The organism is Brachybacterium sp. UMB0905, assembly GCF_002871795.1.
Lineage (GTDB): Bacteria > Actinomycetota > Actinomycetes > Actinomycetales > Dermabacteraceae > Brachybacterium.
In genome coordinates, this window is record NZ_PNHL01000005.1 from 223,825 (window position 1) to 247,369 (window position 23,545).

At 69.5% G+C, this 23,545-nt stretch carries 25 protein-coding genes; 12 read left to right on the forward strand and 13 right to left on the reverse strand.

Annotated elements, in window-relative coordinates; genetic code table 11:
- The first annotated feature begins 42 nt into the window (after window positions 1-42).
- The 6 genes from CJ197_RS06715 (at window position 43) to CJ197_RS06740 (ending at window position 4,048) form a co-directional block, all read left to right on the forward strand.
- Window positions 43-957, forward strand: a complete 915-nt coding sequence (locus CJ197_RS06715; RefSeq protein WP_102235965.1) for a DUF881 domain-containing protein — start codon at window positions 43-45, stop codon at window positions 955-957.
- Window positions 954-1,286, forward strand: a complete 333-nt coding sequence (locus CJ197_RS06720; RefSeq protein ID WP_102235966.1) for a small basic family protein — start codon at window positions 954-956, stop codon at window positions 1,284-1,286. Before CJ197_RS06715 ends, CJ197_RS06720 begins: the two co-directional genes overlap by 4 nt.
- A complete protein-coding gene (locus tag CJ197_RS06725) occupies window positions 1,283-2,035 on the forward strand; it encodes a DUF881 domain-containing protein (RefSeq protein WP_102235967.1) in 753 nt (250 codons plus the stop codon). The genes CJ197_RS06720 and CJ197_RS06725 overlap by 4 nt, the downstream gene beginning before the upstream one ends.
- A gap of 127 nt (window positions 2,036-2,162) precedes the next feature.
- On the forward strand, window positions 2,163-2,606 hold the full coding sequence (locus tag CJ197_RS06730; RefSeq protein ID WP_102235968.1) for an FHA domain-containing protein: 444 nt from the start codon (window positions 2,163-2,165) through the stop codon (window positions 2,604-2,606).
- A gap of 4 nt (window positions 2,607-2,610) precedes the next feature.
- Window positions 2,611-3,300, forward strand: coding sequence for a MerR family transcriptional regulator (locus CJ197_RS06735; RefSeq protein ID WP_102235969.1), 690 nt, complete (start codon window positions 2,611-2,613; stop codon window positions 3,298-3,300).
- Window positions 3,301-3,463: 163 nt separating this feature from the next.
- Window positions 3,464-4,048, forward strand: coding sequence for a MerR family transcriptional regulator (locus CJ197_RS06740; RefSeq protein ID WP_102235970.1), 585 nt, complete (start codon window positions 3,464-3,466; stop codon window positions 4,046-4,048).
- 136 nt (window positions 4,049-4,184) lie between these two features.
- Here the strand turns inward: CJ197_RS06740 and CJ197_RS06745 are convergent, their stop codons facing one another.
- Window positions 4,185-4,976: a ParA family protein gene (locus CJ197_RS06745; protein ID WP_102235971.1), complete on the reverse strand. Its 792-nt coding sequence runs from the start codon at window positions 4,974-4,976 to the stop codon at window positions 4,185-4,187.
- A gap of 92 nt (window positions 4,977-5,068) precedes the next feature.
- Between CJ197_RS06745 and CJ197_RS06750 the strand changes: the two genes are divergently transcribed.
- Complete coding sequence (locus CJ197_RS06750) at window positions 5,069-6,082, forward strand: methyltransferase (RefSeq protein WP_102235972.1); 1,014 nt, start codon at window positions 5,069-5,071, stop codon at window positions 6,080-6,082.
- A 137-nt stretch (window positions 6,083-6,219) separates the two neighbouring features.
- On the opposite strand, the gene CJ197_RS06755 is transcribed toward CJ197_RS06750, so the two are convergent.
- The 4 genes from CJ197_RS06755 to CJ197_RS06770 all read right to left on the reverse strand — a co-directional run bounded on the left by CJ197_RS06755 (window position 6,220) and on the right by CJ197_RS06770 (window position 9,932).
- The gene (locus CJ197_RS06755; protein ID WP_102235973.1) at window positions 6,220-6,873 is read right to left on the reverse strand and encodes a TIGR03085 family metal-binding protein; all 654 of its coding nucleotides are present in this window, start codon (window positions 6,871-6,873) and stop codon (window positions 6,220-6,222) included.
- Between the two features lie 25 nt (window positions 6,874-6,898).
- Entirely contained in the window at window positions 6,899-7,900 is a 1,002-nt protein-coding gene (locus tag CJ197_RS06760; RefSeq protein WP_102235974.1) for a sugar phosphate isomerase/epimerase, read from the reverse strand.
- 40 nt (window positions 7,901-7,940) lie between these two features.
- On the reverse strand, window positions 7,941-9,086 hold the full coding sequence (locus CJ197_RS06765) for a Gfo/Idh/MocA family protein (RefSeq protein ID WP_102235975.1): 1,146 nt from the start codon (window positions 9,084-9,086) through the stop codon (window positions 7,941-7,943).
- 96 nt (window positions 9,087-9,182) lie between these two features.
- The gene (locus CJ197_RS06770; protein ID WP_102235976.1) at window positions 9,183-9,932 is read right to left on the reverse strand and encodes a sugar phosphate isomerase/epimerase; all 750 of its coding nucleotides are present in this window, start codon (window positions 9,930-9,932) and stop codon (window positions 9,183-9,185) included.
- 143 nt (window positions 9,933-10,075) lie between these two features.
- On the opposite strand from CJ197_RS06770, the gene CJ197_RS06775 reads away from it, so the two are divergent.
- Window positions 10,076-10,858, forward strand: a complete 783-nt coding sequence (locus CJ197_RS06775) for a transglutaminase family protein (protein WP_233190685.1) — start codon at window positions 10,076-10,078, stop codon at window positions 10,856-10,858.
- A gap of 78 nt (window positions 10,859-10,936) precedes the next feature.
- Here the strand turns inward: CJ197_RS06775 and CJ197_RS06780 are convergent, their stop codons facing one another.
- A complete protein-coding gene (locus tag CJ197_RS06780) occupies window positions 10,937-11,923 on the reverse strand; it encodes a PAC2 family protein (protein WP_102235977.1) in 987 nt (328 codons plus the stop codon).
- Between the two features lie 156 nt (window positions 11,924-12,079).
- A complete protein-coding gene (locus CJ197_RS06785; RefSeq protein WP_102235978.1) occupies window positions 12,080-12,883 on the reverse strand; it encodes a TSUP family transporter in 804 nt (267 codons plus the stop codon).
- A gap of 66 nt (window positions 12,884-12,949) precedes the next feature.
- Here CJ197_RS06785 and CJ197_RS06790 point away from each other — a divergent pair, with 66 nt between their 5' ends.
- Window positions 12,950-13,570, forward strand: a complete 621-nt coding sequence (locus CJ197_RS06790) for an HAD-IA family hydrolase (protein WP_102235979.1) — start codon at window positions 12,950-12,952, stop codon at window positions 13,568-13,570.
- 135 nt (window positions 13,571-13,705) lie between these two features.
- Window positions 13,706-14,986 carry an MFS transporter gene (locus CJ197_RS06795; RefSeq protein ID WP_102235980.1) on the forward strand — a complete coding sequence of 427 codons (1,281 nt, stop codon included), beginning with the start codon at window positions 13,706-13,708 and terminating at the stop codon, window positions 14,984-14,986.
- A 51-nt stretch (window positions 14,987-15,037) separates the two neighbouring features.
- Here CJ197_RS06795 and CJ197_RS15545 read toward each other — a convergent pair whose 3' ends face one another.
- Complete coding sequence (locus tag CJ197_RS15545; RefSeq protein ID WP_102235981.1) at window positions 15,038-17,908, reverse strand: DUF2804 family protein; 2,871 nt, start codon at window positions 17,906-17,908, stop codon at window positions 15,038-15,040.
- A gap of 165 nt (window positions 17,909-18,073) precedes the next feature.
- On the opposite strand from CJ197_RS15545, the gene CJ197_RS06805 reads away from it, so the two are divergent.
- Window positions 18,074-18,355 (forward strand): type II toxin-antitoxin system Phd/YefM family antitoxin, encoded by a 282-nt coding sequence (locus CJ197_RS06805; protein ID WP_233190686.1) that lies wholly within the window; start codon window positions 18,074-18,076, stop codon window positions 18,353-18,355.
- On the forward strand, window positions 18,352-18,612 hold the full coding sequence (locus CJ197_RS06810; protein WP_102235982.1) for a type II toxin-antitoxin system RelE/ParE family toxin: 261 nt from the start codon (window positions 18,352-18,354) through the stop codon (window positions 18,610-18,612). The genes CJ197_RS06805 and CJ197_RS06810 overlap by 4 nt, the downstream gene beginning before the upstream one ends.
- A 269-nt stretch (window positions 18,613-18,881) precedes the next feature.
- Here the strand turns inward: CJ197_RS06810 and CJ197_RS06815 are convergent, their stop codons facing one another.
- The 5 genes from CJ197_RS06815 to CJ197_RS06835 all read right to left on the reverse strand — a co-directional run bounded on the left by CJ197_RS06815 (window position 18,882) and on the right by CJ197_RS06835 (window position 23,522).
- Window positions 18,882-20,396: a multidrug effflux MFS transporter gene (locus CJ197_RS06815; RefSeq protein ID WP_158239391.1), complete on the reverse strand. Its 1,515-nt coding sequence runs from the start codon at window positions 20,394-20,396 to the stop codon at window positions 18,882-18,884.
- Window positions 20,397-20,457: 61 nt separating this feature from the next.
- Window positions 20,458-20,859 carry an SRPBCC domain-containing protein gene (locus CJ197_RS06820; protein WP_255407872.1) on the reverse strand — a complete coding sequence of 134 codons (402 nt, stop codon included), beginning with the start codon at window positions 20,857-20,859 and terminating at the stop codon, window positions 20,458-20,460.
- Window positions 20,860-20,967: 108 nt separating this feature from the next.
- Window positions 20,968-21,915, reverse strand: coding sequence for a CPBP family intramembrane glutamic endopeptidase (locus tag CJ197_RS06825; protein ID WP_233190687.1), 948 nt, complete (start codon window positions 21,913-21,915; stop codon window positions 20,968-20,970).
- A gap of 94 nt (window positions 21,916-22,009) precedes the next feature.
- The gene (locus CJ197_RS06830) at window positions 22,010-22,783 is read right to left on the reverse strand and encodes a queuosine precursor transporter (RefSeq protein ID WP_102235984.1); all 774 of its coding nucleotides are present in this window, start codon (window positions 22,781-22,783) and stop codon (window positions 22,010-22,012) included.
- An 85-nt stretch (window positions 22,784-22,868) separates the two neighbouring features.
- Complete coding sequence (locus CJ197_RS06835) at window positions 22,869-23,522, reverse strand: TetR/AcrR family transcriptional regulator (protein WP_102235985.1); 654 nt, start codon at window positions 23,520-23,522, stop codon at window positions 22,869-22,871.
- Window positions 23,523-23,545 lie beyond the last annotated feature (23 nt).

Below are 23,545 nucleotides of genomic sequence, written 5' to 3' on the forward strand. Positions count from 1 at the left end.
GTTCGACCCACGCTGCTGCGCATCCCGGCCTAGTCTGCTGGTATGCGCGCAACTGGGTGGAGGTCGCGGCCGACGCGGACCACATTGCACGGTGAGACGCCGTACTCGCCGACGTCGCTGCTGCGCGCCCTTACCGCCGACCCCTACCAGGTCGATCCGCTGCGCGCGCAGAACGATCCCGCCGCGGAGCCGACGCCTCCGGACACGCCCGCTACTCGCACGGTGACGTTGCTGCTGGCCATCGCCCTGGGATTCACCGTCGTCATCGCGGTGGCCGATCTGCGGGCCGAGGCCACCTCCGCCGATGGGCCGCGGGCCCTGCTCGAGCAGGAAGTGCGCGACAGCCGCGCCGAGGTGGCGGAGCTCGAGACGCTGCAGGAAGAGCTCGAAGGGCAGATCGCTGAGCACCAGCAGACCGTGCTCGAACGGGAGGACTCCGGTTCCGCCGAACGACTCGCCGAGGCCGAGGGCTCCGGCGCGGCCGTCGCCATGGAAGGCCCCGGCGCCGTCCTCGTGCTCGAGGACTCCGCACCGCTGCCCTCAGCCTCCGGCTCCGGGGTGATCAATCGCGTCATGGACGCCGATGTGCAGGTCGCGGTGAACGGCCTGTGGGCAGCGGGGGCGGAAGCGATCGCAGTCAACGGCCAGCGGATCTCTGCCACGAGCGCGATCCGCACCGCAGGGTCCGCGATCCTCGTGGACTTCCGCCCCTTATCCCCGCCGTACCGCATCACCGCCCTCGGCGAGACGACCGCGCTGCAGGAGGCCTTTACCGCCGGCGAAGCGGGCGCGTACTTCGATGAGCTCACCACGCGCTACGGCATCTCCGTCAGCTGGGAGACACCGGACCAGCTGACCGTTCCCGCCCGCCCCATCGGGACGCTGCGCGAAGCTGCGCGGGTCCCGGAGGCCGGGGATCAGCCCGCCCCCGACCAGACTCAGGAGGACCCCTCGTGATCGCCATCATCGGATTGGTGCTGGGTGTGCTGCTCGGCATCTGGCTGCAGCCGGATGTACCGGTCTTCCTGCAGCCGTACCTGCCGATCGCCGTGGTCGCCGCCCTCGACACTTTGGCCGGGGGTCTGCGCGCGAGCCTGGACGGCGCCTTCGACGCGCACGTGTTCATCACCTCGTTCCTGTTCAACGTCCTCATCGCAGCATTCCTGGTGTTCCTCGGCGACCAGCTGGGGGTGGGACCGCAGCTGTCCACCGCCGTGATCGTAGTGCTGGGCATCCGCATCTTCTCCAACGCTGCGGCGATCCGCCGACAGCTGTTCCGGTCATGAGCGACGGGACGCGGATCCCGGCGGACCGGGAACAGCAGCGGCTGGTGTGGCGGCGCCTGCGCGGCACCCTGGCGCCGCGTGCGAACTGGTCGCAGGCCATCGTGGGAATCCTCTGCCTGCTGCTGGGGATGACGTTCGCGGTGCAGGTCAGTCAGGATGATGACTCCCTCGAAGGGGTCTCCCAGCAGGAGCTCGTGCGATTGCTGGACGAGTCCGGGCGGCACGTCTCCGACCTCGAGGTGGAGAATGCGGAGCTCGACAGCACCTTGCGCACCCTGCAGAGCGATGACGAAGGGGCCGTGGCCGCCCGCGAGGCCGCTCGCAAACGCCTGGACGATCTCGAGATCCTCGCCGGCACAGTGCCTGCCCAGGGCCGCGGCGTGATGGTCTCCATCGCGGACCCCGAGCGGGCCGTGAAGGCCTCAACGCTGCTGGGTGTCGTGCAGGAGCTGCGCAATGCCGGTGCGGAGGTGATCCAGATCGGCGAGGTCCGGGTGATCGCCTCGACCTCCATCACCACCTCACCGGATGGCGCGCTGCTGGTGGATGGGGTCTCTATCGCATCGCCGTACACGGTGCTCGCCATCGGTGATCCGGCCGTGATGGAGCCCGCCCTGCGCATTCCAGGTGGCGCCGCGGACTCCGTGGCCTCCGACGGGGGGACCCTCGCCGTGGCGGCCGAGGAGGAGATCCAGATCGACGCCGTGGTGACTCCCCAAAAACCGGAGCACGCCAGCCCGGTCAAATGATCGTCAAGGCTTGGCCTGTCCTCGCTGTTGAGGGACCAATGCCCGGGCCCGACATGCGAGGATAGAGGGGCTCGACCCCGCGGTGAGGATGACCCGGGCGCGTGGCGATGAAGGAAAGGGGTGCGCGGTGGCAGACAACACCGAGTGGAACGACGCGAATCTCGACCACACGTCGAAGCTCAGCGCGATCTCCCCCAGCGACCCGCTGGAGGAGCAGGAGCCGAGCCTGTCGGCGCAGGATCACCGCGCCATCGACAACCTCCCCCCGCGCACCGCCCTGCTGATCGTGCGCAAGGGCCCGAACCTGGGCGCACGGTTCCTCCTGGACTCCGACACCACCGTGGCCGGGCGGCACCCCAAGAGCGAGATCTTCCTCGATGACGTGACGGTCTCTCGCAAGCATGCCGCCTTCGTGCGCGATGGCGAGGGCTTCGTCGTGCGGGACCTGGGCTCCCTCAACGGCACCTATGTGCACGGTGAGCGCGTGGATGAGGCTCGCCTGGAGTCCGGTCAGGATGTCCAGATCGGCAAGTACCGGCTGACGTACCACCCGTTCCACGGGACGGCCTGAGCCGGTGGCGGCATCCGCCTCGCGGCAGAGCGCGGCCGGTGGTGCCCGGCTGAGCATCGGCCAGGTGCTGCAGCTGCTGCGCGATGAGTTCCCCGACCTCGCGCACTCCAAGCTCCACTACCTGGAGTCCGAGGGCCTGATCCAGCCCTCGCGCACCCCATCGGGCTACCGCAAGTACTCGCGCGAGGACGTGGAGCGCCTGCAGTTCGTGCTGCGGGCCCAGCGGGATCGCTTCTGGCCGCTCAAGGTCATCAAGGAGCATCTGCTCGAGCACGGCGTGGACAGCGAGGTCACCTCGATCGCCTCCCGTCCCGGCCCCAGCGCCACCCTGCAGCCTGTGCGGTTGGACCGGCGCGGTCTGCTGCGTGAGGCCGCCGTGGAGGATGATTTCCTCACCGAGCTCGAACAGTTCGGGATGCTTCAGGCCGATGCCCTCTTCTACGGCGCGGCCGAGCTGGAGATCGTGCGGGCGGCTCGCGCGCTGGCCGACGTCGGGCTGCATCCCCGGCATCTGGTGATGGTGCGCACCTCCGCGGAGCGCGAGGCCCATATGATCCGCTCGGTGGCCCGGCCGCGCAGCCGTTCCGGTGACGCTGCGGCCCGCGGGGAGGCGGAGGACCTCGCGCGTGACCTCGCCGAATCGATGAACTCCCTGCATGCCGCACTACTGCGCACTACGCTGCGACAGCCCTGACCCGCCGCGCGCCGTCCCGGAGGATCCGGTGTCAAGCTGCCTGCCCGTCATCTGTCCGTGACCTTCAGTGGGCGTGCCGCGCCCCCGCGCCTGCCTGCGCGCGCTACCCTGGCCTGAGTGCTCTCATCCTTCCCCCTCGGAGAGCCCAGACCCGGAGGTAGCTGTGAACACCACTCGCGGTGACGAACGCACCGAGCAGTCCACTGTGCCCGCGGAACCCGCACAGGGTGTGCTCTTCGACGATGTCGTGGACACCCCCGGCGAGCTCGGCTACCGCGGCCCCGCCGCCTGCAAGGCCGCGGGCATCACCTACCGCCAGCTCGACTACTGGGCACGCACCGGCCTGGTGGAGCCGAGCGTCCGCGCCGCCCATGGTTCCGGCAGCCAGCGCCTCTACGGCTTCCGCGACATCCTCGTGCTGAAGGTCGTCAAGCGTCTGCTCGACACGGGCGTGTCCCTGCAGCAGATCCGTGTCGCCGTCGGCGCACTGCGCGAGCGCGGCATCGATGACCTCGCCGCGATCACCCTCATGAGCGATGGCGCCTCCGTCTACGAATGTACCTCCGCCGAGGACGTCTTCGACCTGGTCCAGGGCGGCCAGGGCGTGTTCGGCATCGCCGTGGGTCGCGTGTGGCGCGAGGTCGAGAACGACCTGCTGTCGCTGCCCGGTGTCAACCCGGCCGATGACGCGGCCCTGGCGCTGCAGGACGAGCTCGCCGCCCGCCGCCGCTCCCGCCAGGCCGGCTGAGCACCACCCGCATCACTCGCCGACGCGGCCCGTCCCGGGGAAGGGACGGGCCGCGTCGCTGTTGTCGATGTTGTCGGCGCCGTGCCTGGGCGGCGCCGCGTCTGCGTGGTGCCGTGTCTGGTGCCGCGACGCCACCTCAGGAGTGCTGTCGCGAGTCCAGCACCGTGCGCAGCAACGCATCGAAGTCCGCGGTGAGCCGCTTGCCCGATGCCCCCTCGTAGCGGTGCAGGGGAACGGCGCCGCCCTGCGCCTGCTGCAGGCCCACGCGCTCCTCGATCACCGGCTCCAGCACGGCATCGCCGAACAGCTCCCGCAGCTCCGCCAGACGGTACTGGTGCTCGACCGACCGCGGCCGGTACCGGTTGACGACGATTCCCAGCGGCAGCAGGCGCGGCGCAATGCCGTCCTCCCGCATCTCTCGGGTTAGCTTGAGCGCCCGATCCGCCGCGGTGACGGCAAAGAAGCCGGGCTCCGAGACGACCATCGACCGGTCCGAGGCAGCCAGCGCCGTCTGCGTCAGCCCATTCAACGACGGCGGGCAGTCGATGATCACGAGGTCGTACTGGTGCGTGCGCTTATCCAGTGCCTGGTGCAGGCGCAGCAGCTCCTTCGTGGTGGGCGTGGGGGAGTCCAGCACCGCCGAGCGCCCGCTGCCGGGAATGATGTCCAGGTGGCTCGCCGCATCATCCGCCCACGGGGTGGATTGGATCGCGCGATCCACGGTCTCGGTGCGCGGCGAGGAGAGCACCTCGGCGACATCCAGGCCCGTGGCCGGCTCGCCCATCAGACCGAGGGTCGAATCGCCCTGCGGGTCCAGGTCGATCACCAGGGTGTTCACCTCCTGGTGCAGCGCAGCGGACGCCAGGCCCAGGGTGACGGACGTCTTGCCGACCCCGCCCTTGAGAGAACACACACTCACGATGAACACACCGCGAGTCTACCGACCCCGAGGACCTCGCCGGACCGCCGTGACGATAGGGTGCCCACGCGGGGCCCGGCAGCCCCCGGAACGGAGGGAAGATGCGCCACGACCTGGTGCTCGAGGTGCTCGACGGCTGCGGAGACAGCGCCCTCACCGAAGCGGAGCAGCTCGGACCGGCGCAGAGCATCGGCCCCACCGAACTCACACTCAGCGCGGAGGACCTCGACGCGGTGCGCACCCTGCGCCGCGTGGTCGCCGCGTACAGCACCCTGAGCATTCCGGCCAGGCGCCCCCGGGAGCTGCTGGAGACCTCCGTGCAGCAGCGTCTGGGAGAGATTCTGCAGGACATCGCCCGGCAGCGACCCCGCCAGCGCTTCCACGGCCTGCGTCTGGAGGCCGCCGGGGCGGACACTCCGGACATGCAGCGCCTCGTCGCAGCCCTCACCGAGCGGGCTGGTATCCCTCAGGATCCCGATGACGGGGACCTGGTGGCGCGCGTTCGCCGTGGGCCGACGGGCGATACCTGGCAGGTGCTGCTGCGCACCACGCCGCGGCCGCTCGCGACCAGGGCCTGGCGGACCGTGAATTACCCGGGCGCGGTCAACGCCACCATCGCCGCGACGGTTCTGGATCTGCTGCACGTGGGCGCCGACGATGACCTGCTGGACCTGACCTGCGGCTCGGGGACGTTCCTCATCGAGCAGCTGCACCAGGTGGCCCCGGCCAGGGCGGTCGGCGTGGACCTGGAGGCGGTGGCGCTCGATGCCGCCCGGACCCATCAGCGCGCCGCTCGGCGCAAGGGCCGGATCGACTGGATCGAGGGCGACGTGCGCGAGGTGCCGCTCGAGGGCGGTTTCACGCGCCTGGTGACGAACCCGCCCTGGGGAACGCTGCACGGTGAGCACGCCACGAATGAAGATCTGCTCGCGGATCTGCTCGAGCGCGCCGCGCAGCTGGCCGCCCCGACCGCGCGCCTGGGGGTGCTCACCCACGAGATCACCCGCATGCACCGGGTGCTCGAGGAACGCGCCGCGGGATGGCGGTCGCTCCGCGAACACCGCTTCTTCCAGAAGGGCCACCATCCCCGGCTGTTCCTGCTCGAGCGCCCGTGAGGTGCCGTAGGCGTTCGTGAGGCTCTGCTTGAACGCCTGTGCGGCACAGAACGCGCCCGTGCCGCTCCGGGCGCGCCCGCGACCGCTGAGCCACCCGAGCTCTCAGCAGCTCCAGCCGCCCCGGAATGCCCAGACCTTCACGCTCCCCGTCGGCCCTCCGTGAGCGCCTGCAGACCCACCGGATCCCCGTGGATGCGCACCCGCGCGACCTCATCGCGCCCGCTGACCCACAGCAGCAGCTCCATCACGTCCCCGTGCACCCGCAGCGACCCGTCCCGCCAGCGAGATCCCAGACGCAGACCGCCAAGCGGAGAGACGAGCGTCACCTGAGCCGGGATATGCGCCATGACCGGCGCCATCCGCCGGACCGTCCGCCACACGTCGGCGCTGCGCCGAGCAGACAGGCGGCGCGGCTCCCAGCCGCTCTGCGCGCGTCGCAGATCCTCGTGGTGGATCAGCAGCTCCCCATCCCCGGTGAGCTGATCGATCCGCCCGGTGGGGGAGAGGGGCCCGGGGCCCTCGCGCAGCAGCTGCACCCGCTCGCTGAAGGACAGCTCCGCCAGCTGCCGCCGACGGCGCTGCAGCGCGAAGCCGGTCAGCGGCCCGGGCACAAGAGAGCCGGCGAGCGCCAGGGCATGCCGCTCACGCAGCAGCAGATGCTCGAGCAGCTCGCTCGCACCCCAGCCCGGCAGGATCGTCGGCGCCTCGGGGCCGAGCTGCTCGAACGAGTCGGCGATCTGCTGGCGCTCCGTCGGTTCCTCCTGGCGCTCTGTCGGTTCGTGCTGGTGCATGGTCGGTTCGTGATCCCGCATGGGGTCAGCTCTGGTTGCTGAAGGCGTCGTCGAAGGACCCTTCCGCCGGCGGGTAGTCCAGGGACCGGAGCACCTCGAGCGCCTCCTGGGCGCCGTGCAGGCGGTCCATCCCGGCGTCCTCCCACTCGATCGAGATCGGCCCGTCGTAGCCGATCGAGCGCAGCGCCCGGAACGCCGCATCCCATGGCACGTCCCCCCGGCCGAAGGACACGAAGTCCCAGCCGCGTCGCGGATCGCCCCAGGGCAGATGGGAGCCCAGCCGGGTGTTGCGCCCGGTGATGTTCACGCGGATGTCCTTGCAGTCCACGTGGTAGATGCGGTCCGCGAAGTCGGTGATGAAGGAGACCGGGTCGATCTGCTGCCACATGAAATGCGAGGGATCCCAGTTCAGGCCGAAGGCCGGCCGATGGTCGATCGCCTCCAGCGTGCGCTGCGTCGTCCAGTAGTCATAGGCGATCTCCGAGGGATGCACCTCATGGGCGAAGCGCACCCCGCACTCGTCGAACACATCGAGGATCGGATTCCAGCGGTCCGCGAAGTCCTGGTAGCCCTCGTCGATCACGTCCTGGGAGACCGGCGGGAACATCGCCACGTACTTCCAGATCTTCGATCCGGTGAACCCGACGACGGTCTTCACACCGAGCTTCTGCGCGAGCCGCGCGGTGTTCTTCATGTCCTCGGCGGCGCGCTGCCGCACCCCTTCAGGGTCGCCATCGCCCCAGACGGCCGAGCCGACGATCGCCTGGTGGCGGAAGTCGATGGGGTCATCGCAGATCGCCTGGCCCTTGAGGTGGTTGGAGATCGCCCAGACCTTGAGGCCGTGCTTGGCGAGGATCTCCTGACGCTCGGCGATGTAGTCGTCATCGTCCCAGCGGCTGGCGTCCAGGTGCTCGCCGGAGACGGCGATCTCCAGCCCGTCGTAGCCGAAGCGGGCGGCGTGCCCGGCGACCTCGTCGAGGGTGAGGTCAGCCCACTGGCCGGTGAACAGAGTATGGGGGTGCGGCATGGTCTCTCCTGGTAGTGGTAGGCCGGGGGTGGTGGCGGGGTCACAGGCTGACGGTGGCGCCGTCGGCGGCGTCAGAGGCGATCACCGCATCCAGCACGCGCTGCAGCGCCAGACCGTCCTCGAAGGTGGGGGTGAAACCGGTGGGATCGCCGTCACGGATCGCCAGCAGCAGGTCCCGGGCCTGATTCGTGAAGGCGTTCTCCCATCCCAGCACGTGGCCCTGTGGCCACCAGCCCTCGAGGTAGGGGTGCTCCGGTTCGGTGACCAGCACCCGGGTGAAGCCCTGCTGGGCGATCGGCGCGGTGGCATCGAGGTACCACAGCTCATTGGGGTTCTCGAGGTCGAAGCGCAGCGCCCCGTCGGTGCCGTACAGCTCGAGGCGCAGCTGGTTCTTCGCACCGGTGGCCATGCGGGAGACCTCCACCGAGGCGAGCGCCCCGCCGGAGAGCTCGAGGGTCGCCCAGGCGGCATCATCCACGGTGACCGCTTCGGGGCCCGATTCGCCGGGGCGCTCGGGAACCATGGTCGCAAGGCGCCCGCGCACCGTGGTGACCTGCTGTCCGGTGAGGTGCTGGACCTGGTCGATGGCGTGGGAGGCGATGTCGCCGAGCGCCCCGGAGCCGGCGGTCTCCTGCCGCAGACGCCAGGTCATCGGTGCGTCCTCATCGACCAGCCAGTCCTGCAGGTAGCTTGCACGGACCTGGCGGATCGTCCCGAGCTTCCCCTGTGCGCACATCTGCTGGGCAAGAGCCAGGGCGGGAACGCGGCGGTACGTGAAGCCCAGAGCCGCGACCTGCCCGCGCTGGCCGGCCACGCGGGCTGCCGCAGCCATGCGCTCAGCCCCGGCCGTGTCATTGGCCAGCGGCTTCTCGCACAGCACATGCTTACCGGCCGCGAGCGCTGCGATCGCGATCTCCTCGTGGAGGAACCCGGGGGTGCAGATGTCCACGATGTCCACGTCCTCACGGGCGATCACCTCCCGCCAATCGGTCGCATGCTCCTGCCAGCCGAGCCGCTCAGCGGCCTGCGCCACGGCCTGCTCATCGCGGCCGACGATGACGCGGCGCTCCACCGCTGGGACGTCGAAGGCTGCCGCGACGCTGCGCCAGGCCTGGGAGTGGGCGCGGCCCATGAAGGCGTAGCCGATCAGGGCCACGCCGAGCGGACGATCGGTGGGATTGGTCATCGCAGTGCTCCTCAGATCAGGCTGGCACGGGGCCGACGGTGTGCGGCGCCGGGCCCAGGCGGTCGGTGGGCTCAGTCGTGGGCTCAGTCGGTGGGCTCAGTCGCGGCCGTCGCGGATCATGTCCACGAGGTTCTTTCGGGAGCGCTCCACGGCCTGAAGGACGTCACCGTCGTAGTCGTCGAACTCGATGACGCCCACCTCGAGCCACGGCGCGGCCGAGAGGATCGCGGGCGCGTCCATCGCGCCTTCGCCGAGCGGCAGCTGGTCCTTCGTGGTCGTTGTGAGCGGGCCGTCCTTGAGGTGGACCAGCTGGACGCGCTGTCCCAGGGTGCCCAGCAGGGCGGCGGGATCGGTGCCGCCCACCGCGCACCAGAAGGTGTCCAGCTCCAGCACCACCCGGGGATCCAGGCGGTCGGCGAGGATCTCCAGGCCGCAGCGGCCGTCGGCGTGCGGGCGGGTCTCCGCATCGTGATTGTGGTAGCCCACCCGGACACCGTGGATCGCGGCGATGCCTGCGAGCTCGTTCAGCCGCTCTGCGGTGGCGGCGATATCGGACTCCTCCTGCCAGGCCTCGCGGTCGTGGTAGGGCTCGATGATGGTGGTGATGCCCATCGCGGCGGCGGTGCGCAGCACGGCTTCAGGATCCTCGGCGCCCAGCAGGGAGGCATGCGTGGAGGGGGCGCGCAGGTCATGCTCGCGCAGCAGTGGTCGCAGCACCTCGGCATGCTCCATGAGGCCGAAGGGCTCTACGGCCGTGAATCCCATCGCAGCCAGGCGCGCGATGGTGGCGGCGGGATCGGCGGCGAGCGCCTCGCGGACGCTGTACAGCTGGACGGAGATCTCCACGGCGGGTCACCTCGGATGGCAGCAGAAACGGTGGTCGAGCAGCCTCACCAGCCTATGTCCTCCGTCACACCCCGGCAACGCGGTGCCCGCCTCGAACTCGGCAGATGGCACCCGGAGGGCGCGTGAGGCGGAACACTGGAGCTATGGAACGACACGTGCGGGCATGGATGCGGGCCGAGGTGGCTGAGGGAACGGACGTCGCGCTGCTGGTGGCAGTGGCCGATACACCGGTGGGGAAGGAGAGCCTGCAGGTCACAACGGGGGATGGGCAGACCATCACAGCGCAGGAGTCCCGGGATCGCTACGGCAACCGCATGCATCTGCTCAGCGCCCTGCCCGAGGGATCGGTGGAGATCGTGTATGCCGCACGTGACATCACCGCGGCCGGTGAACCGGTCGTGGAGGACAGCGATGCGGTGACGTATCTGCGGCCCTCGCGCTACTGCGAGGTCGACGAGTTCACGCGGGCGGCCGCGGAGGTGGTGGGCACCGCCCAGGGCACCGATGCCGTCGATGCCGTGGTGCAGTGGGTGGCGGAGCATCTGGACTATGTGCCCGGTTCAAGCACCATCACCGACTCCGCGCGCTCGACATACCTGGCCCGCCAGGGCGTGTGCCGGGACTATGCGCACCTGACCGCGACACTGCTGCGGGCGAGCGGCATCCCCGCCCGCTGCGTAGCCGTCTATGCGCCGGGTCTGGCGCCGATGGATTTCCACCTCGTGGTGGAGGCGCTCGTGGAGAACCGCTGGTTGGTGGTCGATGCCACGCACCTCGCCCCGCGGGAGTCGATGGTGCGCATCGCCACCGGGCAAGACGCGGCCGATACCGCGTTCATGACCACGCTGAACGGGGATCTGCAGCTCACAGGGATACAGGTCACCGCGGTGGTGGACCCGCAGCTGCCGCGCGAGGATCACGAGTAGCGCCTGGCGCTGCGCTGAGCAGCGGGGAACCGCTCAGCAGCGAGGCCCTCTGGTCGGCACCTGCTCCCGCGGACGCTGTCAGGCGTCGTCGGCGGGCCTGTCCGTCGGTCCGAGATCCTCATCCGGTGAATCCGGCGGCCCCTGCTCACGTGAGGTGTTCTCCCCGGCGTCAGGGTGCTGCGGATCGTCGTGCTCGAAGCTCGCCAGGTACTCCTGGACCTCCGCGGCGATGTCCTCGGCCGTCGGCACCTCCGCCCCCGCCCCGGAGGTGATCATCCGGTCGAAGCGCTGCTCGAGCCCGGCCACCATCTCCTGCAGCGGCGGCTGCGCATCGATCTGGGCCTGCACCGCCTCCCGCACCGTCGTGGCCTGGGACTCGAGCTCACGCAGCGGCAGCTGCGGGCCGTGCTCCTCGGCGACGGCGCTCAGCAGCGCCAGCGCCGCGTCGGGGTAAGCCATCTCGTGCAGGTACTGCGGGACGTGGACCGTCAGACCCACCACGTCATGCCCGCCCTCGGCGAGCCGCATCGTGAGCAGCGCCGTGAACGGGGCACGCAGCCGGAACATCCCGGGCATCGGGCGGCGCACCTGGATCGAATCCGGGTCCCCCGCATAGCGGGTCACCGGCAGCTCGCGGGTGTGAGGCACCGGGGCGGGGAAGCCCTGCAGCAGCAGCACCTTCTCAATGCCCAGCTGCTCCACCACGATCTGCAGGGCACCAGCCACGCGCTCCCACTGGAAGGACGGTTCCGGGCCGGTGAGCAGGAAGAACGTCTCTCCGGCGAGGTCGGTGACCTCATGCAGGAGAATCTCCGGCTTCTCGTAATCCACGAAGTGGTCCAGTTCGAGCGTCACCTCGGGGCGCCGCCCGGCATAGTCATACACCTGGTCCATATCCAGGCGTCCCACGACGCGGCTGGAGAGGCTGTTCAGCAGCTCATCGTCGATCAGCCGCTGGGCTTCACCGGCATCGGAGTAGGCGCCGAGGGTCACCAGCAGGGTGCGCCCGTTCAGGGACCGGGAATCCACGTGGCGCTCGTAGCTGAACAGGGTGGTGGGATCCATGAGACCTCCAGGACAAAGCCGCGCTGCGCGGCGAGACGTACAGCCTTCTCAACCCCCCACGGCCCGGATCTATTCCCGGGAGCACAGTGGGCGGCGCTACCAGGGCGGGGGAGCAGACAGGGCGGGGACCAGAGCGCGCAGGGGAGAAGGGACCGCTCAGAGCAGCAGCTGCAGGGAGTCCACCGCGAGGCGTAGGGCGAGCAAGCCGGTGACGATGAGGAAAACGGCCCGCACGAACCCGGAGCCCAGGCGCAGTGCGAGGCGCGCGCCTAGATAGCCGCCCAGGATGTTCGCGAGCGCCAGCAGCGCCCCGAGCAGCCACCACACATGCCCCTGCAGGCCGAACACGAGCAGCGCCCCCAGGTTCGTGGTGAGGTTCGCAAGCTTCGCATGCACGCTCGCCTCCAGGAACCCGTAGCCCAGCAGCGAGACCAGCGCGATGATGAAGAAGCTGCCGGTGCCCGGCCCCAGCACCCCGTCGTAGAACCCGACACCGCCACCGATACCACCCGCACGCAGCCACTGCGCGCTGCCTTGATGGCGCGGGGCATGCTCGAGTCCGAGGCGCGGCCGCACCACCGTGTACGTGCCGACCCCGAGGACCGCCACCAGCACGACGGGGGTCAGCAGCGGACGGGGCAGCAGGGAGGCGCTCGCAGCCCCGGCTGCACTGCCGGCCAGTGCACTGAGAACCAGGGGCACCGCCGTCCCAGCGACCGGGGCGATGCGCCGAACGTACGTGCCAGCGGCCACCGCCGTCCCGGCGATCGCCCCGAGCTTGTTGGTGCCCAGCACTGCGCCGGTCGGTGCGTCGCTCGGCATCGCGGTCAGCAGCGCCGGCAGCTGGATCAAGCCGCCTCCGCCCACCACCGCATCTACCCACCCGGCCACGAAAGCGAGGGCCAGGAGCAGCAGCAGGGACGCGAGCGACAGGGTCAGCAGCTCATCGATCACAGGCACGCCCCGCAGTCAACACCCCGTCGCCGCGGCACACCCAATCGGTGCCACCCCTGCCACACTGGGCGCATGCGCGCACTGATCTGGGACCTCGGCGGCACGCTCGTGGACACCTACCCCGATGTGGACCGGGCCCTGGCCGGGGCGCTCACAGCGCACCCCACGGCGCAGCTCCTGCATGAGGTCGCGACCCTCACGCGCATCTCAAGCTCCCATGCCATCAGCACCCTTGCCGCACGGCACGGAGTTCCCGAGCAGGAGCTTCGCGCCGCCTACGAGGCGACCAAGATCCACTGGCGCACCAGCCCACCACCCGTGGCGGACGGCGCCCGTGACCTGCTCGAGGCGGTGCACCGCGCGGACAGTCTCAACCTCGTGGCGACCCACCGCGAGCGGCAGAGCGCGCAGTCGCTCCTGGACGCGCTGGAGCTGCCGATCGATGACATGGTGTGCGCGCCCGATGGGTTCGCCCGCAAACCGGACCCGGAGATGATCCGCGAGCTTCTACGTCGGCACAGCCTCCCCGCAGACCAGGCGATCGCGGTGGGGGACCGGCCCGCGGACATCGCGGCAGCGGAAGCCGCCGGGGTGCGGGGCTGGCTGCTCGTGACTCCGGGCATCCCGCTGGAGCCACCGACGGACCGCCCTATCAGCAGCTTGCGGGAGCTGCTGCCGCTGTTCACGAGCTGACGGCCCCGCAGCGCACCATCGGCCGTAGGGTGCCCCAGCAGACTGCTGCCCGGCCCCGTGCGCCGCGGGAGTAGGATCCCAGCGGTCCGCCACCGGGCGGGACGTTGGCAGCACAGGACAGGGTGAGCACAAGCGGTGGCAGGACAGCGACGCGGACTTCTCGCGGACACCCGACCCCTGCAGTCCTCCCCGCACTTCCGCCGTCTGTGGACGGCCAACATCATCACCGTCATCGGGGCGCAGCTGACCGTCGTGTCCGTGCCCGCGCAGATCTTCGTCGATACCGGCTCGAGCGCCTACGTCGGGCTCGCCGGACTGTTCGGCCTAGTGCCGCTCGTGATCCTGGGCCTATATGGCGGATCGCTCGCCGACCGCTTCGACAAGCGCACCCTGCTGCTCATCACCACGCTCGGACTCATCGCCACCAGCGCCCTGTTCACGGTGCAGGCCGCGCTGCCGGAACGGAACGTCTGGCTGTTGCTGTCGCTGTTCGCAATCCAGCAGGGCTTCTTCGCCCTGAACCAGCCTGCTCGCACCGCGCTGCTGCCGGAGATCCTCGACGAGGACCTGCTGCCGGCCGCAAACTCCCTGAACATGACGGTGATGAACGCCGGGGGGATCGCTGGCCCGCTGGTCGCCGGGGCTCTGCTCCCTCTCACCGGCTTCACCTGGCTATATGCGATCGACACGGTGACGCTGCTGGCGACGCTATGGGCCGTCGTGCACCTGCCCGCCCTGCCCGGCGCGGGCTCGAGCGGGACTGTCGGCCTGCGCTCGGTGATCGAGGGACTCGTCTACCTTGCCGGGCATCGACTGCTGCTCATGAGCTTCGTCGTGGACATCATCGCAATGGTCTTCGGCATGCCCCGAGCCCTGTTCCCCGAGATCGCGCATGTGGACTTCGGAGGCCCCGCCGCAGGCGGCATCGCCTTCGCACTGCTGTTCGCCGCCATCCCCGTCGGCGCCGTATTGGGCGGGGTGTTCTCCGGCTGGGTCTCCCGCGTACGCCGCCACGGCCGCACCATCGTTCTGGCGATCGCCATCTGGGGGCTGGGCATCACCGTGTTCGGCGCCGCCGCGATGCTCGCCAACGGCAGCGGTGGAATCTGGCTCGCGATCGGCGTGGGCGCCCTGGTAGTCGCCGGCGCTGCGGATATGGCCTCCGCAGCGTTCCGGCAGACGATGCTGCTCTCGGCCGCGTCCCCGGCGGTGCGCGGACGGTTGCAGGGCGTGTTCATCGTGGTCGTCGCCGGGGGACCGCGCATCGCCGATGTCGTCCACGGCGGGGCGGCCGGGATCGTCGGCACCCCGGGCGGCGCGGCGCCAGTGACACTCATCGGCGGGGTGATCGTGGTCGTGGCGATGGCAGTCATCGCCGTGCTGGCCCGGCGCTTTTGGACGTATACGCCCCGCTGACGGTCGCCCGATCGATCCGCCGTCACCCTCGTCGGGCCGGGTTCGGGCCCCTCACCACCGTTGGTGGACGTCCTCCGCGAAGCCGGTGATGCCAGCGATCTCGAGGCGTTCGCTGTCATCGGTCCAGGCGGTCCCGGACCAGGTGCCGAAGCACTGATGCGTGTGCGAGGAGACGAGCCCGAGGTCCGTGTGGGACTGCTTGAGGTGGAACGGAACCAGGGTGAGGTCCAGCCGTTCACCCCAGATCCGCCACGGCGCCATCCAGTTCTCGGTGTCGTAGTCCCACACCAGTTCCTCGCTGATCTTGTGCAGGCGGCCGTCGAGCTGCAGGGCGTTCTCCACGACCCCGGAGCCGTCGGTCCACCGGCCGCCCACCTGGATGCCGAGCGCGCGGCCGTCGGCCAGGCGCCCGGTCCCGGCTCCCCAGTTCCAGTGCACCCGGTGCGGCCAGCGGCCCCGCCCGTGATCCAGTACCGCCCAGGATTGTCCGGCCGGGATGGGGTGGGTGATTCCGTCGATGCGCAGCCATCCATCGGCGGGCCGCGCCGCGTCCTTGACCGTGTACTGGAAACGCCGGTCGTCCCACGGCACCACGACGCCCAGGGATTCATGGCCCGCGGGCCTGCGCGCGATGACATCCAGCTCGATCCGCGCGGAGCGGGCCCGCAGCCGCGTTCCGCCGGGCACCTCATCGACCCCCAGCTGGAAGGCGCGGGTGAGTGCCCGGGCCGAACCGTCCCCGAACGTCGGCGGGAGCGTCATCCCGCGGCCGAACGGGGTCACGGCTTCATAGGAGATCTCCTCCCCGGTCTCGCGGTCCAGCACCCACAGGCTCGGCACCCCGGCGTAGTCGATATCGGAGATGACCAGGGCCACGATGTGGGCGTCGGTGGTGATCGCCCAGTACTCCCAGCGTTTGGTGCGCGCCCAGGAGGAGGGGCGGCGGCGCGAGCCGGAGAAGCGGGGTGCGAGGGCATCGGTGCGGTGCAGGGGCGTGCGCGTGAAGCCGACGGCCTGCGGGTTCAGCAGTCCGGCGGCGTTTGTGAGCGAGACCGGCGCGATGATCTCCTCCTCACTGACCGGCACAGGGCGGGGGAGTGGGGCGGTACCGCGGACCGCATGCTCGAAAGCCTCCTGCAGCTGGGCGTGGACGGCGCGGACCCGTTCCCGATCCACCTTCACAACCTTCCGGTCATAGGTGACCAGGCCGTTCACCTCAGATTCCACGTCCGACAGCTGCGTGTACACCGCTGCGGCAAGACCCTCGCGCAGCGCCGGGAGCACCTGTCGGCGCTGCAGATCCATGAAGGCCCGCTGGAACTGGGGAAGGGAGGGGAAGCGGCGATACCCGAACTCGCGATCGCTCCACGCATGCTCGGGCAGATGCACGCTATAGCCGCCGTATTCGCTGAGCACCGCCGCGCGGGGGTCGCGGGCATCCGCTGGGGAGAGGCGGTAGGGGCGGAAGTAGACGTGGCGGGAGACCATGTCCCCACCGCCCTGGTCGTGCCAGCCGCTCGCATGGTCGATCAGGCGCGTAGGGTCCAGCTCCCGCAGCTCCGCGGTGATGTCGAGGGCGTCGAACTGCCCCCAGCCTTCGTTGAACGGGACCCACGCCACGATCGAGGGGTGGGCGCGCAGATGCTGGACCGTGCCGCGCAGCTCCGCCCGGAACTCCGCGCGGCCCAGCGCGTCGGTGCGCCCGAAAAGGCGATGCCAGCGATCGGGTAGCTGCAGCGGCGTGATGGCCGGAGCGGAGATCACGGCCGGGTGATAGGTGGAGCCGCCGCTGACCATGTCCTGCCACACGAGCATCCCCAGGCGGTCGCAGTGGTGATACCAGCGGTCCGGCGCGATCGTGATGTGCTTGCGCAGCATCGTGAAGCCCAGGTCCTTCGCGAGCTCGATGTCGAAGACCATCGCCGCATCGGAGGGGGCGGTCATGAGCCCATCGGGCCAGTACCCCTGATCCAGCAGCCCCAGATGCAGGTAGGGCTTTCCGTTCAGCAGCAGCCGGTTGCGGCCCTGCGCATCGGGCCCAAGCCCTACCGAGCGCATCCCGACGTAGGAGTGCACCACGTCATCGCCGCAGCGCACCTCGACGTCGTAGAGGAAGGGGTCCTCAGGAGACCACGCCCGTACCGGCGTCGTGAGCGGGATCCGGGTGGGGGTGCCGACGGGGACGTGCGCGGTGACGGCCTGCCCGGTGTCGGGGGCGGTGATCGTCACCTCGGCGCGCAGGCTCGATGGACCGCCGCCGGTCGTCGGCCGGTCCGGTGCATCGATCTCGAGGTGCACCTCCACCTCTCCGTCCGCCAGATGTGGCGTGAGCTGCAGCGTTCGGATGAACGTGTGGGGGACTGCTTCGAGCCACACGCTCTGCCAGATACCGGACTGGGCGGTGTACCACATGCCGTGCGGGCGCGAGGACTGCTTCCCGCGGGAACGATACGAGGTGTCGGTGACGTCGCGGACCCGTACGACGAGCTCGTGGGCGATGCCGGGGGAGAGGTGCTCGGTGAGCTCCACCGTGAAGGGCAGGTATCCGCCATGGTGAGAGCCGATCTCGACGCCATCCAGCAGCACCGTGCAGTCCTGATCCACGGCGCCGAAGTGCAGCAGTACCCGCTGCCCGGTGAAGGACTCGGGCAGGTGCAGGCGGCGGCGGTACCAGAGCACATCCTCGGGGGTGACGGTGCACTGGACGCCGGAGAGCGCGGTCTCGGGGGAGAAGGGCACGATGATCTCGCCATCCCACGTGCCCGGGATCGTGGCTGCGGCGGTGCTCCGCGCGGGCGTGATCGCGTACTCCCAGGGCCCGTTGAGCGACAGCCAGGTCTCGCGCTCTAGCTGAGGGCGGGGATGCTCGGGCAACGGGTGCGTGAGATCCAGGGTCTCGCCCCAGGGGGTCATGAGCGTCATCGGTCAGCCTTCCGGTGGTGGGAGCGCAGCAGGGGCAGGCGGGGTCATCGGCGGCTCCAGGCAAGGGGACTGGTTCCATCATGCGCGCCGCAGCGGACCAGGGGGAGGAGGACACGGGGCAGGAAGGATTCCCACCCCCCGTACACAATGGCGACACTTGTAGCCATGACTATCGAATCGGCCATGGCCCTGCGTGACGTGAAGAACCGCTTGTCCGAAGTGGTGGATCACGTAGAGCGGGAGCGTGGGCGCGTGACGATCACTCGGCATGGGAAGTCTGCCGCCGTGGTGATCAGCGCCGACGATCTTGCAGCCCTGGAGGAGACGCTGGACATCATGAGCCGACCGCAGCTCATGGGGGAGATTCGCCAGAGCCTCACAGAGCTTGCCGCCGACGGCGGGACAGCGCACACGAAGGACGAGATCCTCGACCTACTGCATCGATGAACGGCGAAACCTTCGGCATTGAGTGGTCGCCGGCCGCCACGCGTGCCATCCAGAAACTGCCGGAGAAAGTCGCCGTTGCGGCCGTCGAGTTCACCTACGGATCGCTCGCCGAGAACCCGCGTCGGGAGGGTAAGCCGTTGCGGTTCGAGCTGGAGGGACTGCATAGTGCTCGACGCGGCGACTATCGCGTGATCTATCGGATCTCCGACGTGGTCACCATCGTCGCCATCGATCATCGCTCGACGGTCTACCGGTGACAGAGGAGGGGTGGCCCGTCTGGAGGGTTGACTCCCTCCACTACACTTTACATAACGTACATTATCGGCTCGCTACGGAGAGTTATCGAATCTCCGCACCCAACAGCGTCCATCCCACTGCGCGTGCGGCCTTCCGGTCGACGGTCACCACCGCGGATGCCCCAACGCGGCGCGACGCGCACGAGATCATGGCGCGGGCAAAGTCGGCGCCTGCCTCCGCGCGGTCCAGCGCAGGCGCCAAAAATCTCAGTCCGACGCCAGCTGGGGACTCAGGCTGTCTCACTCTGAGCCCCTGTCACGTCAGCCGTCACGCTCCCGCGCCCGGCGAGGATGAAGAACAGGATCGACAGCAGCGCGCCGCCGACCATGACGATCGCCATCGGCAGCGCTGTGTGCGTCCCGCCGAGGCCCACCAGCGGCGCCGCGAACGAGGCCGCGAAGGAGAAGCCCAGCCCCAGCATCGCCGAGCCCGTGCCGGCGAACTCGCGCGCTTCGTTCGAGGCGAGCGCCCCGCCGTTGCCGAAGATCAGTCCCTGCGGCGCGACGGTGAAGAAGAACGCCGGCAGCACGATCCACACCGGCGTGCCGAGGAACAGGCTGCCGATCAGCAGGGCAAAGGATGCGAGCGTCACGACCGTCAGTCCCGCTCGGATCAGGCGGCGCGGGTGCATCGTGCGCGTCAGATGAGCCGACAGCAGCGACATCGACATCATGCCCACCGAGTTGATCGCGAAAGCGATGGAATACCCGGTGGAGCTGAAGCCCAGCATCTCCTGGAGCACGAAGCTGGAGGCGGACACATATGCCATCAGCGCGAAGGCCGAGAAGGCGTTCACCAGCATGTAGGCCACGAAGGTGCGGCGGCGCAGCAGCACGCCCGTGTTGTGCAGGAAGGTGCGGAACCCGCCGGAATGCCGACGAGAGAGCGGCAGGGACTCCGGGATCAGCCACAGCACGCCCACCAGGGAGATGAGCGACATCCCCGCGATCACCCAGAAGATCTCGCGCCACTGGCCCACCAGCAGAATCATGCCGCCCAGTAAGGGTGCGACGATCGGCGCGATACCGCCCACGCCCTGCATGATGTTCATGATCCGGAACAGCTCAGGGCCGTCGGTCATATCGATCAGCACCGCGCGTCCCAGCACCATGCCGAATCCGCCGCCGATCCCCTGCAGCACGCGCATCACCAGCAGCAGCTCCACCGACGGGGCCAGCGCACAGCCGATCGAACCCAGCAGCGCCAGCAGAATGCCCAGGATCAGCGGTGCACGCCGACCGAGCCGATCCGAGAGCGGTCCGGCGACCACCTGTCCCCCGGCGGCGCCCATGAAGAAAGCGGTCAGGGTCAGCTGCATGCTCGCCGCGCTGCTCGCCAGATCCGAGGCGACCTGCGGGAAGGCCGGGATGTACATGTCGGTGGCCAGCGGGCCGATCGCGCTCAGCGTGGTGAGCACCGCGATGACCAAAGCGGTGACCTTCCCGCGCGTGCCCTGCAGCTCATCCTCCCCGGGCAGCTGCGCGAACTCCTGATCCGCGGGATCCTCGAGCACCGGAATCGCCCCGGTGATGGTGGGAATCCCGCCGGTGATCGTCGGAATCGACCCGGTCGTGGTGGTCGGGATTGACCCGGTGGTGGTGGGCACGGGGTCCGACGGGCTGGTGTGCTCGCGCGGGGTGTCGTCGGCGGTGGACACGAGGGCCTTTCTACTCGCGCAGGACAGGGTGGGGATGCGTCGAGCCAGGCGGATCCACAGGGATCTCGCCCGGCTCGAAGCTCTCATCCTAGGTCCGTCAGCAGCCGATGTTGAAGCGAATTCTCGGAGCTGCTCGTCCCACGCTGTGCTACCGGGCGCCGAGCCCGTTGACGGTGCTCCACAGGTTCCAGAACTGGTCGAGGGGAAGCGGACTGCCCTCGAGCGAGGCCTCGAAGAAGGTCAGGCGGGTGGTCCAGCCCGGGCCGTAGGAGTCCGTCAGCTCCCCCAGCCCTCGATGCACGAGCTCGAGCACCGTCCCCGTCGTCCCAGCCCGTGCGTGAAGGTGAACCTCGAGGCGCGTCTCGGGCTCCTCGGGGAACTGCCAGGTCATGGCGAGTCCCTCTCCGGGGTCGACCTCCAGGAGCGTGCTCGTGCACAGCGTGCCGTCCCCGTGGTCGATCACGAGCGTTCCGGGGGTGTGCGATGGGCCCTCGAGCGGTGTGCCGAGCCACTCGGGGAGTCTCTCCCGCGCCACCAGGTGCTCCCACACCGTCGCCGGCCCCGGTGCCAGAGCTCATCGGAGGTGCAGGTCGCGGGCGTCGGCGGTCAGGTCCTGCAGCGGCATGGGTTCCCTCGCAATGCGTCTCAGGAGCGCGTCTCAGGAGCGCTGACGGCGCTCGTACATCCACACTACGCCGACGGCGAGCAGGTCCACCGCGATGGCCAGGAGCATGAACGGCCCGCCCATGCCCACGGAGCGATCGATGACAAGGCCCTGCCCGTCGGCGAACAGCGCGCCCGCCACCATCATGATCACGTTGTTGGTGACGTGGAAGGCGATCGGGGCCTCGAGGCCCCGGCTGATCACGGCCATCGCCGCCATGCAGAGGCCGAAGGCGGTGTAGTAGCTCAGCAGCCAGGGATCCAGAGACATGTGCACCAGGCCGAAGACGACGCTCGAGGCGGTCATGCCCACGATCAGCGCGGGCTTGGCGGCGCGGATCCAGCTGGCCACGGTCGGCACCAGCGCGCCGCGGAACATCAGCTCCTCCCCGGCGGCCTGCAGCGGTGTGGTGAGCAGGGCCACCAGCACCAGGCCGATGGTGGTGCCGGTGATCGCGAAGCCCTTCAGCCCGGCCATCTCGGGCACCAGCAGCGCCGACACCCCCAGCATCGCCAGCACCAGCAGCGCGAAGGCCCCGGTGAAGACGCCCCAGCGGCGCATGCTCATCCGGCGCGGGGAGGCGAGGAGGGAGCGCCACGGCACACGGGCGATCAGGGCGGTGAACCCGACGGCGAGCGGCCCCATTACGGCGAGGCTGAGATTGACCGCCACCATCATCAGCGGCGAGAGGGTCATGTCCAACGGATCCCGTCCGAAGGCCGCCGTCTCCACCAGGATCGCCACGAGCGTGGCGCCGAACTGCAGCACGAACATCGCGATCAGCAGCACCGGGATGATCACCAGCGGCTTCCACCAGCTCATCCGCAGATGCGCGCCGAAGGGACGGGTGTCCTCGACGGTGGTCGCCGCCGGGCGCGACGGGGAGGTCTCGAGGGGGTCGATGGCCGGCGAAGGCGCGGGGTGGGGAGTCGTCGTGTCCATGGCTCCACACTCTCCCGCGCCCGCCGCCTCGCGCCTGCCCGCAACGGTCATCGTCCGTGCGACCTTCGTCGGTGCGCCCGGCGCTGCGGAGGCATCATCCGTCGAGGCGCTGCACCTCGGCGAGCCGACGCTGGTAGGTGGGGTCGGTGCGCTTCAGCCAGCGGATCACGGCACTGGTCACCGGGATCATCGCGTACTGAACCAGCACCTTGTACAGAAAGCCCAGCAGTGTGTATTCGAACCACTGCTCGAGGGTCGTGATGCCGATGGCGACCGACGCGATCGAGCAGAAGATGATCGTGTCCACGAGCTCCCCGAGGCCGCTGGAGGTCAGCAGGCGCCCCACCAGGCCCCGCTCCCCCATTCGGTTCTTCATCCGCGAGACCACCTGGGAGTTCAGCGTCTGCCCCGCGAGGAAGCCCGCGAGGCCCGCGAGGACCACGATCCACACCGGCCCGAGCGCGACCTCGAGCGCGGCCTGCTTGGCCAGCCCGTACTCATCGGGGAACGGCGGCAGAGCGATGATCACGTGATAGGAGACAGAGGCCAAGACACTCACGACGAAGGACGTGAAGATCGCCCGACGAGCGGCCCGTGGCCCGTACAGCTCGGTGATGATGTCCCCCAGCACATACGCCAGGGGGAAGAGGAAGAAGCCGCCGTCAGTGATGACCTCGAAGCCGATGCCCGGGATGGTGCCGAAGCTGACCCCTTTCGCAGCGCCGATGCCGGAGAGGATCACGACGGTGACCATGGCGGCCAGGAGGATGTCGAAGTGCGAGGAGCCCCGGTCGGCGTAGACAGCGCCGACCGGGCGTCCAGAGTGCGGTGGAGTCTCGGTCGTAGGAGAAGTGCTGTGCGAAGTCACCGGGGCAGAGTACCCGCCGTGCTCGTCCTTGCGATCCCGAGATGCGTCGCAAGCCGCCGGGCCTGGGAGGAATGCGGTGGGGTGTTCAGCTCTCCCGCAGCGCCACGAAGGCCTTCAGGGTGCCGAGGATCGTGGTGGTTGCCACGTCGGTGACATCGCGCCCTTCGAGCTGCTCACGCAGCATCAGATCAATGAAGATCCCGGTGAGCAGCTGGGCGAGATCCGCGGTGGGCAGCAGCGCCCGCTCCCCCGTCTCCGCCATCCGATGTTCGAGCAGTGCCCCGATGCGCTCGCGCATCCTCCCGAGCTGATGGGCGAGGGCTGCCCGCATCTCAGCGTCGCGCAAGGAGCGGGCGGTCGCCTCGGTGTACAGCAGCGACCACTGTCGCCCGAAGGGGCGGATCCCCTCGAACACCGCGAGCATCTGCCGCATATCCACGCCCTCCCCGGCCCCATGCGGATCACCCTGCATCGCGCGGCCCACGGCGGCATCGGCGATCGCCAGCAGTTCAGTGGTGACCTCATCGAACAGCGCCAGGAACACCTCTTCCTTGTGCGTGAAGCTGGAGTAGAAGGCGCCGCGGGTGAAGCCGGCGGCCTTCACCAGGTCATCGACGGTGGCCGCGTCGATCCCCTTGTCGACGAAGACATCGAGCGAGGCCCGCACCAGGCGGGTGCGGGTGTTCTCCTTGCGGCGCGTGGCGGCGGATTCCGGCAGCGGCTCAAACAGCTCCGTCATCGCATCTCCAGCTCGGTCATGGG

What these genes read in the sequence shown, in the direction of transcription:
- CJ197_RS06765 (WP_102235975.1), bottom strand. Translation starts at nt 9,086, where the DNA reads ATGACCAATCCCACCGATCGTCCGCTCGGCGTGGCCCTGATCGGCTAC.
- CJ197_RS06775 (WP_233190685.1), top strand. Translation starts at nt 10,076, where the DNA reads ATGGAACGACACGTGCGGGCATGGATGCGGGCCGAGGTGGCTGAGGGA.
- CJ197_RS06760 (WP_102235974.1), bottom strand. Translation starts at nt 7,900, where the DNA reads ATGCCGCACCCCCATACTCTGTTCACCGGCCAGTGGGCTGACCTCACC.
- CJ197_RS06725 (WP_102235967.1), top strand. Translation starts at nt 1,283, where the DNA reads ATGAGCGACGGGACGCGGATCCCGGCGGACCGGGAACAGCAGCGGCTG.
- CJ197_RS06755 (WP_102235973.1), bottom strand. Translation starts at nt 6,873, where the DNA reads ATGCACCAGCACGAACCGACAGAGCGCCAGGAGGAACCGACGGAGCGC.
- CJ197_RS06835 (WP_102235985.1), bottom strand. Translation starts at nt 23,522, where the DNA reads ATGACGGAGCTGTTTGAGCCGCTGCCGGAATCCGCCGCCACGCGCCGC.
- CJ197_RS06790 (WP_102235979.1), top strand. Translation starts at nt 12,950, where the DNA reads ATGCGCGCACTGATCTGGGACCTCGGCGGCACGCTCGTGGACACCTAC.
- CJ197_RS06715 (WP_102235965.1), top strand. Translation starts at nt 43, where the DNA reads ATGCGCGCAACTGGGTGGAGGTCGCGGCCGACGCGGACCACATTGCAC.
- CJ197_RS15545 (WP_102235981.1), bottom strand. Translation starts at nt 17,908, where the DNA reads ATGACGCTCATGACCCCCTGGGGCGAGACCCTGGATCTCACGCACCCG.
- CJ197_RS06780 (WP_102235977.1), bottom strand. Translation starts at nt 11,923, where the DNA reads ATGGATCCCACCACCCTGTTCAGCTACGAGCGCCACGTGGATTCCCGG.
- CJ197_RS06825 (WP_233190687.1), bottom strand. Translation starts at nt 21,915, where the DNA reads ATGGACACGACGACTCCCCACCCCGCGCCTTCGCCGGCCATCGACCCC.
- CJ197_RS06750 (WP_102235972.1), top strand. Translation starts at nt 5,069, where the DNA reads ATGCGCCACGACCTGGTGCTCGAGGTGCTCGACGGCTGCGGAGACAGC.
- CJ197_RS06805 (WP_233190686.1), top strand. Translation starts at nt 18,074, where the DNA reads ATGACTATCGAATCGGCCATGGCCCTGCGTGACGTGAAGAACCGCTTG.
- CJ197_RS06815 (WP_158239391.1), bottom strand. Translation starts at nt 20,396, where the DNA reads ATGAGAGCTTCGAGCCGGGCGAGATCCCTGTGGATCCGCCTGGCTCGA.
- CJ197_RS06810 (WP_102235982.1), top strand. Translation starts at nt 18,352, where the DNA reads ATGAACGGCGAAACCTTCGGCATTGAGTGGTCGCCGGCCGCCACGCGT.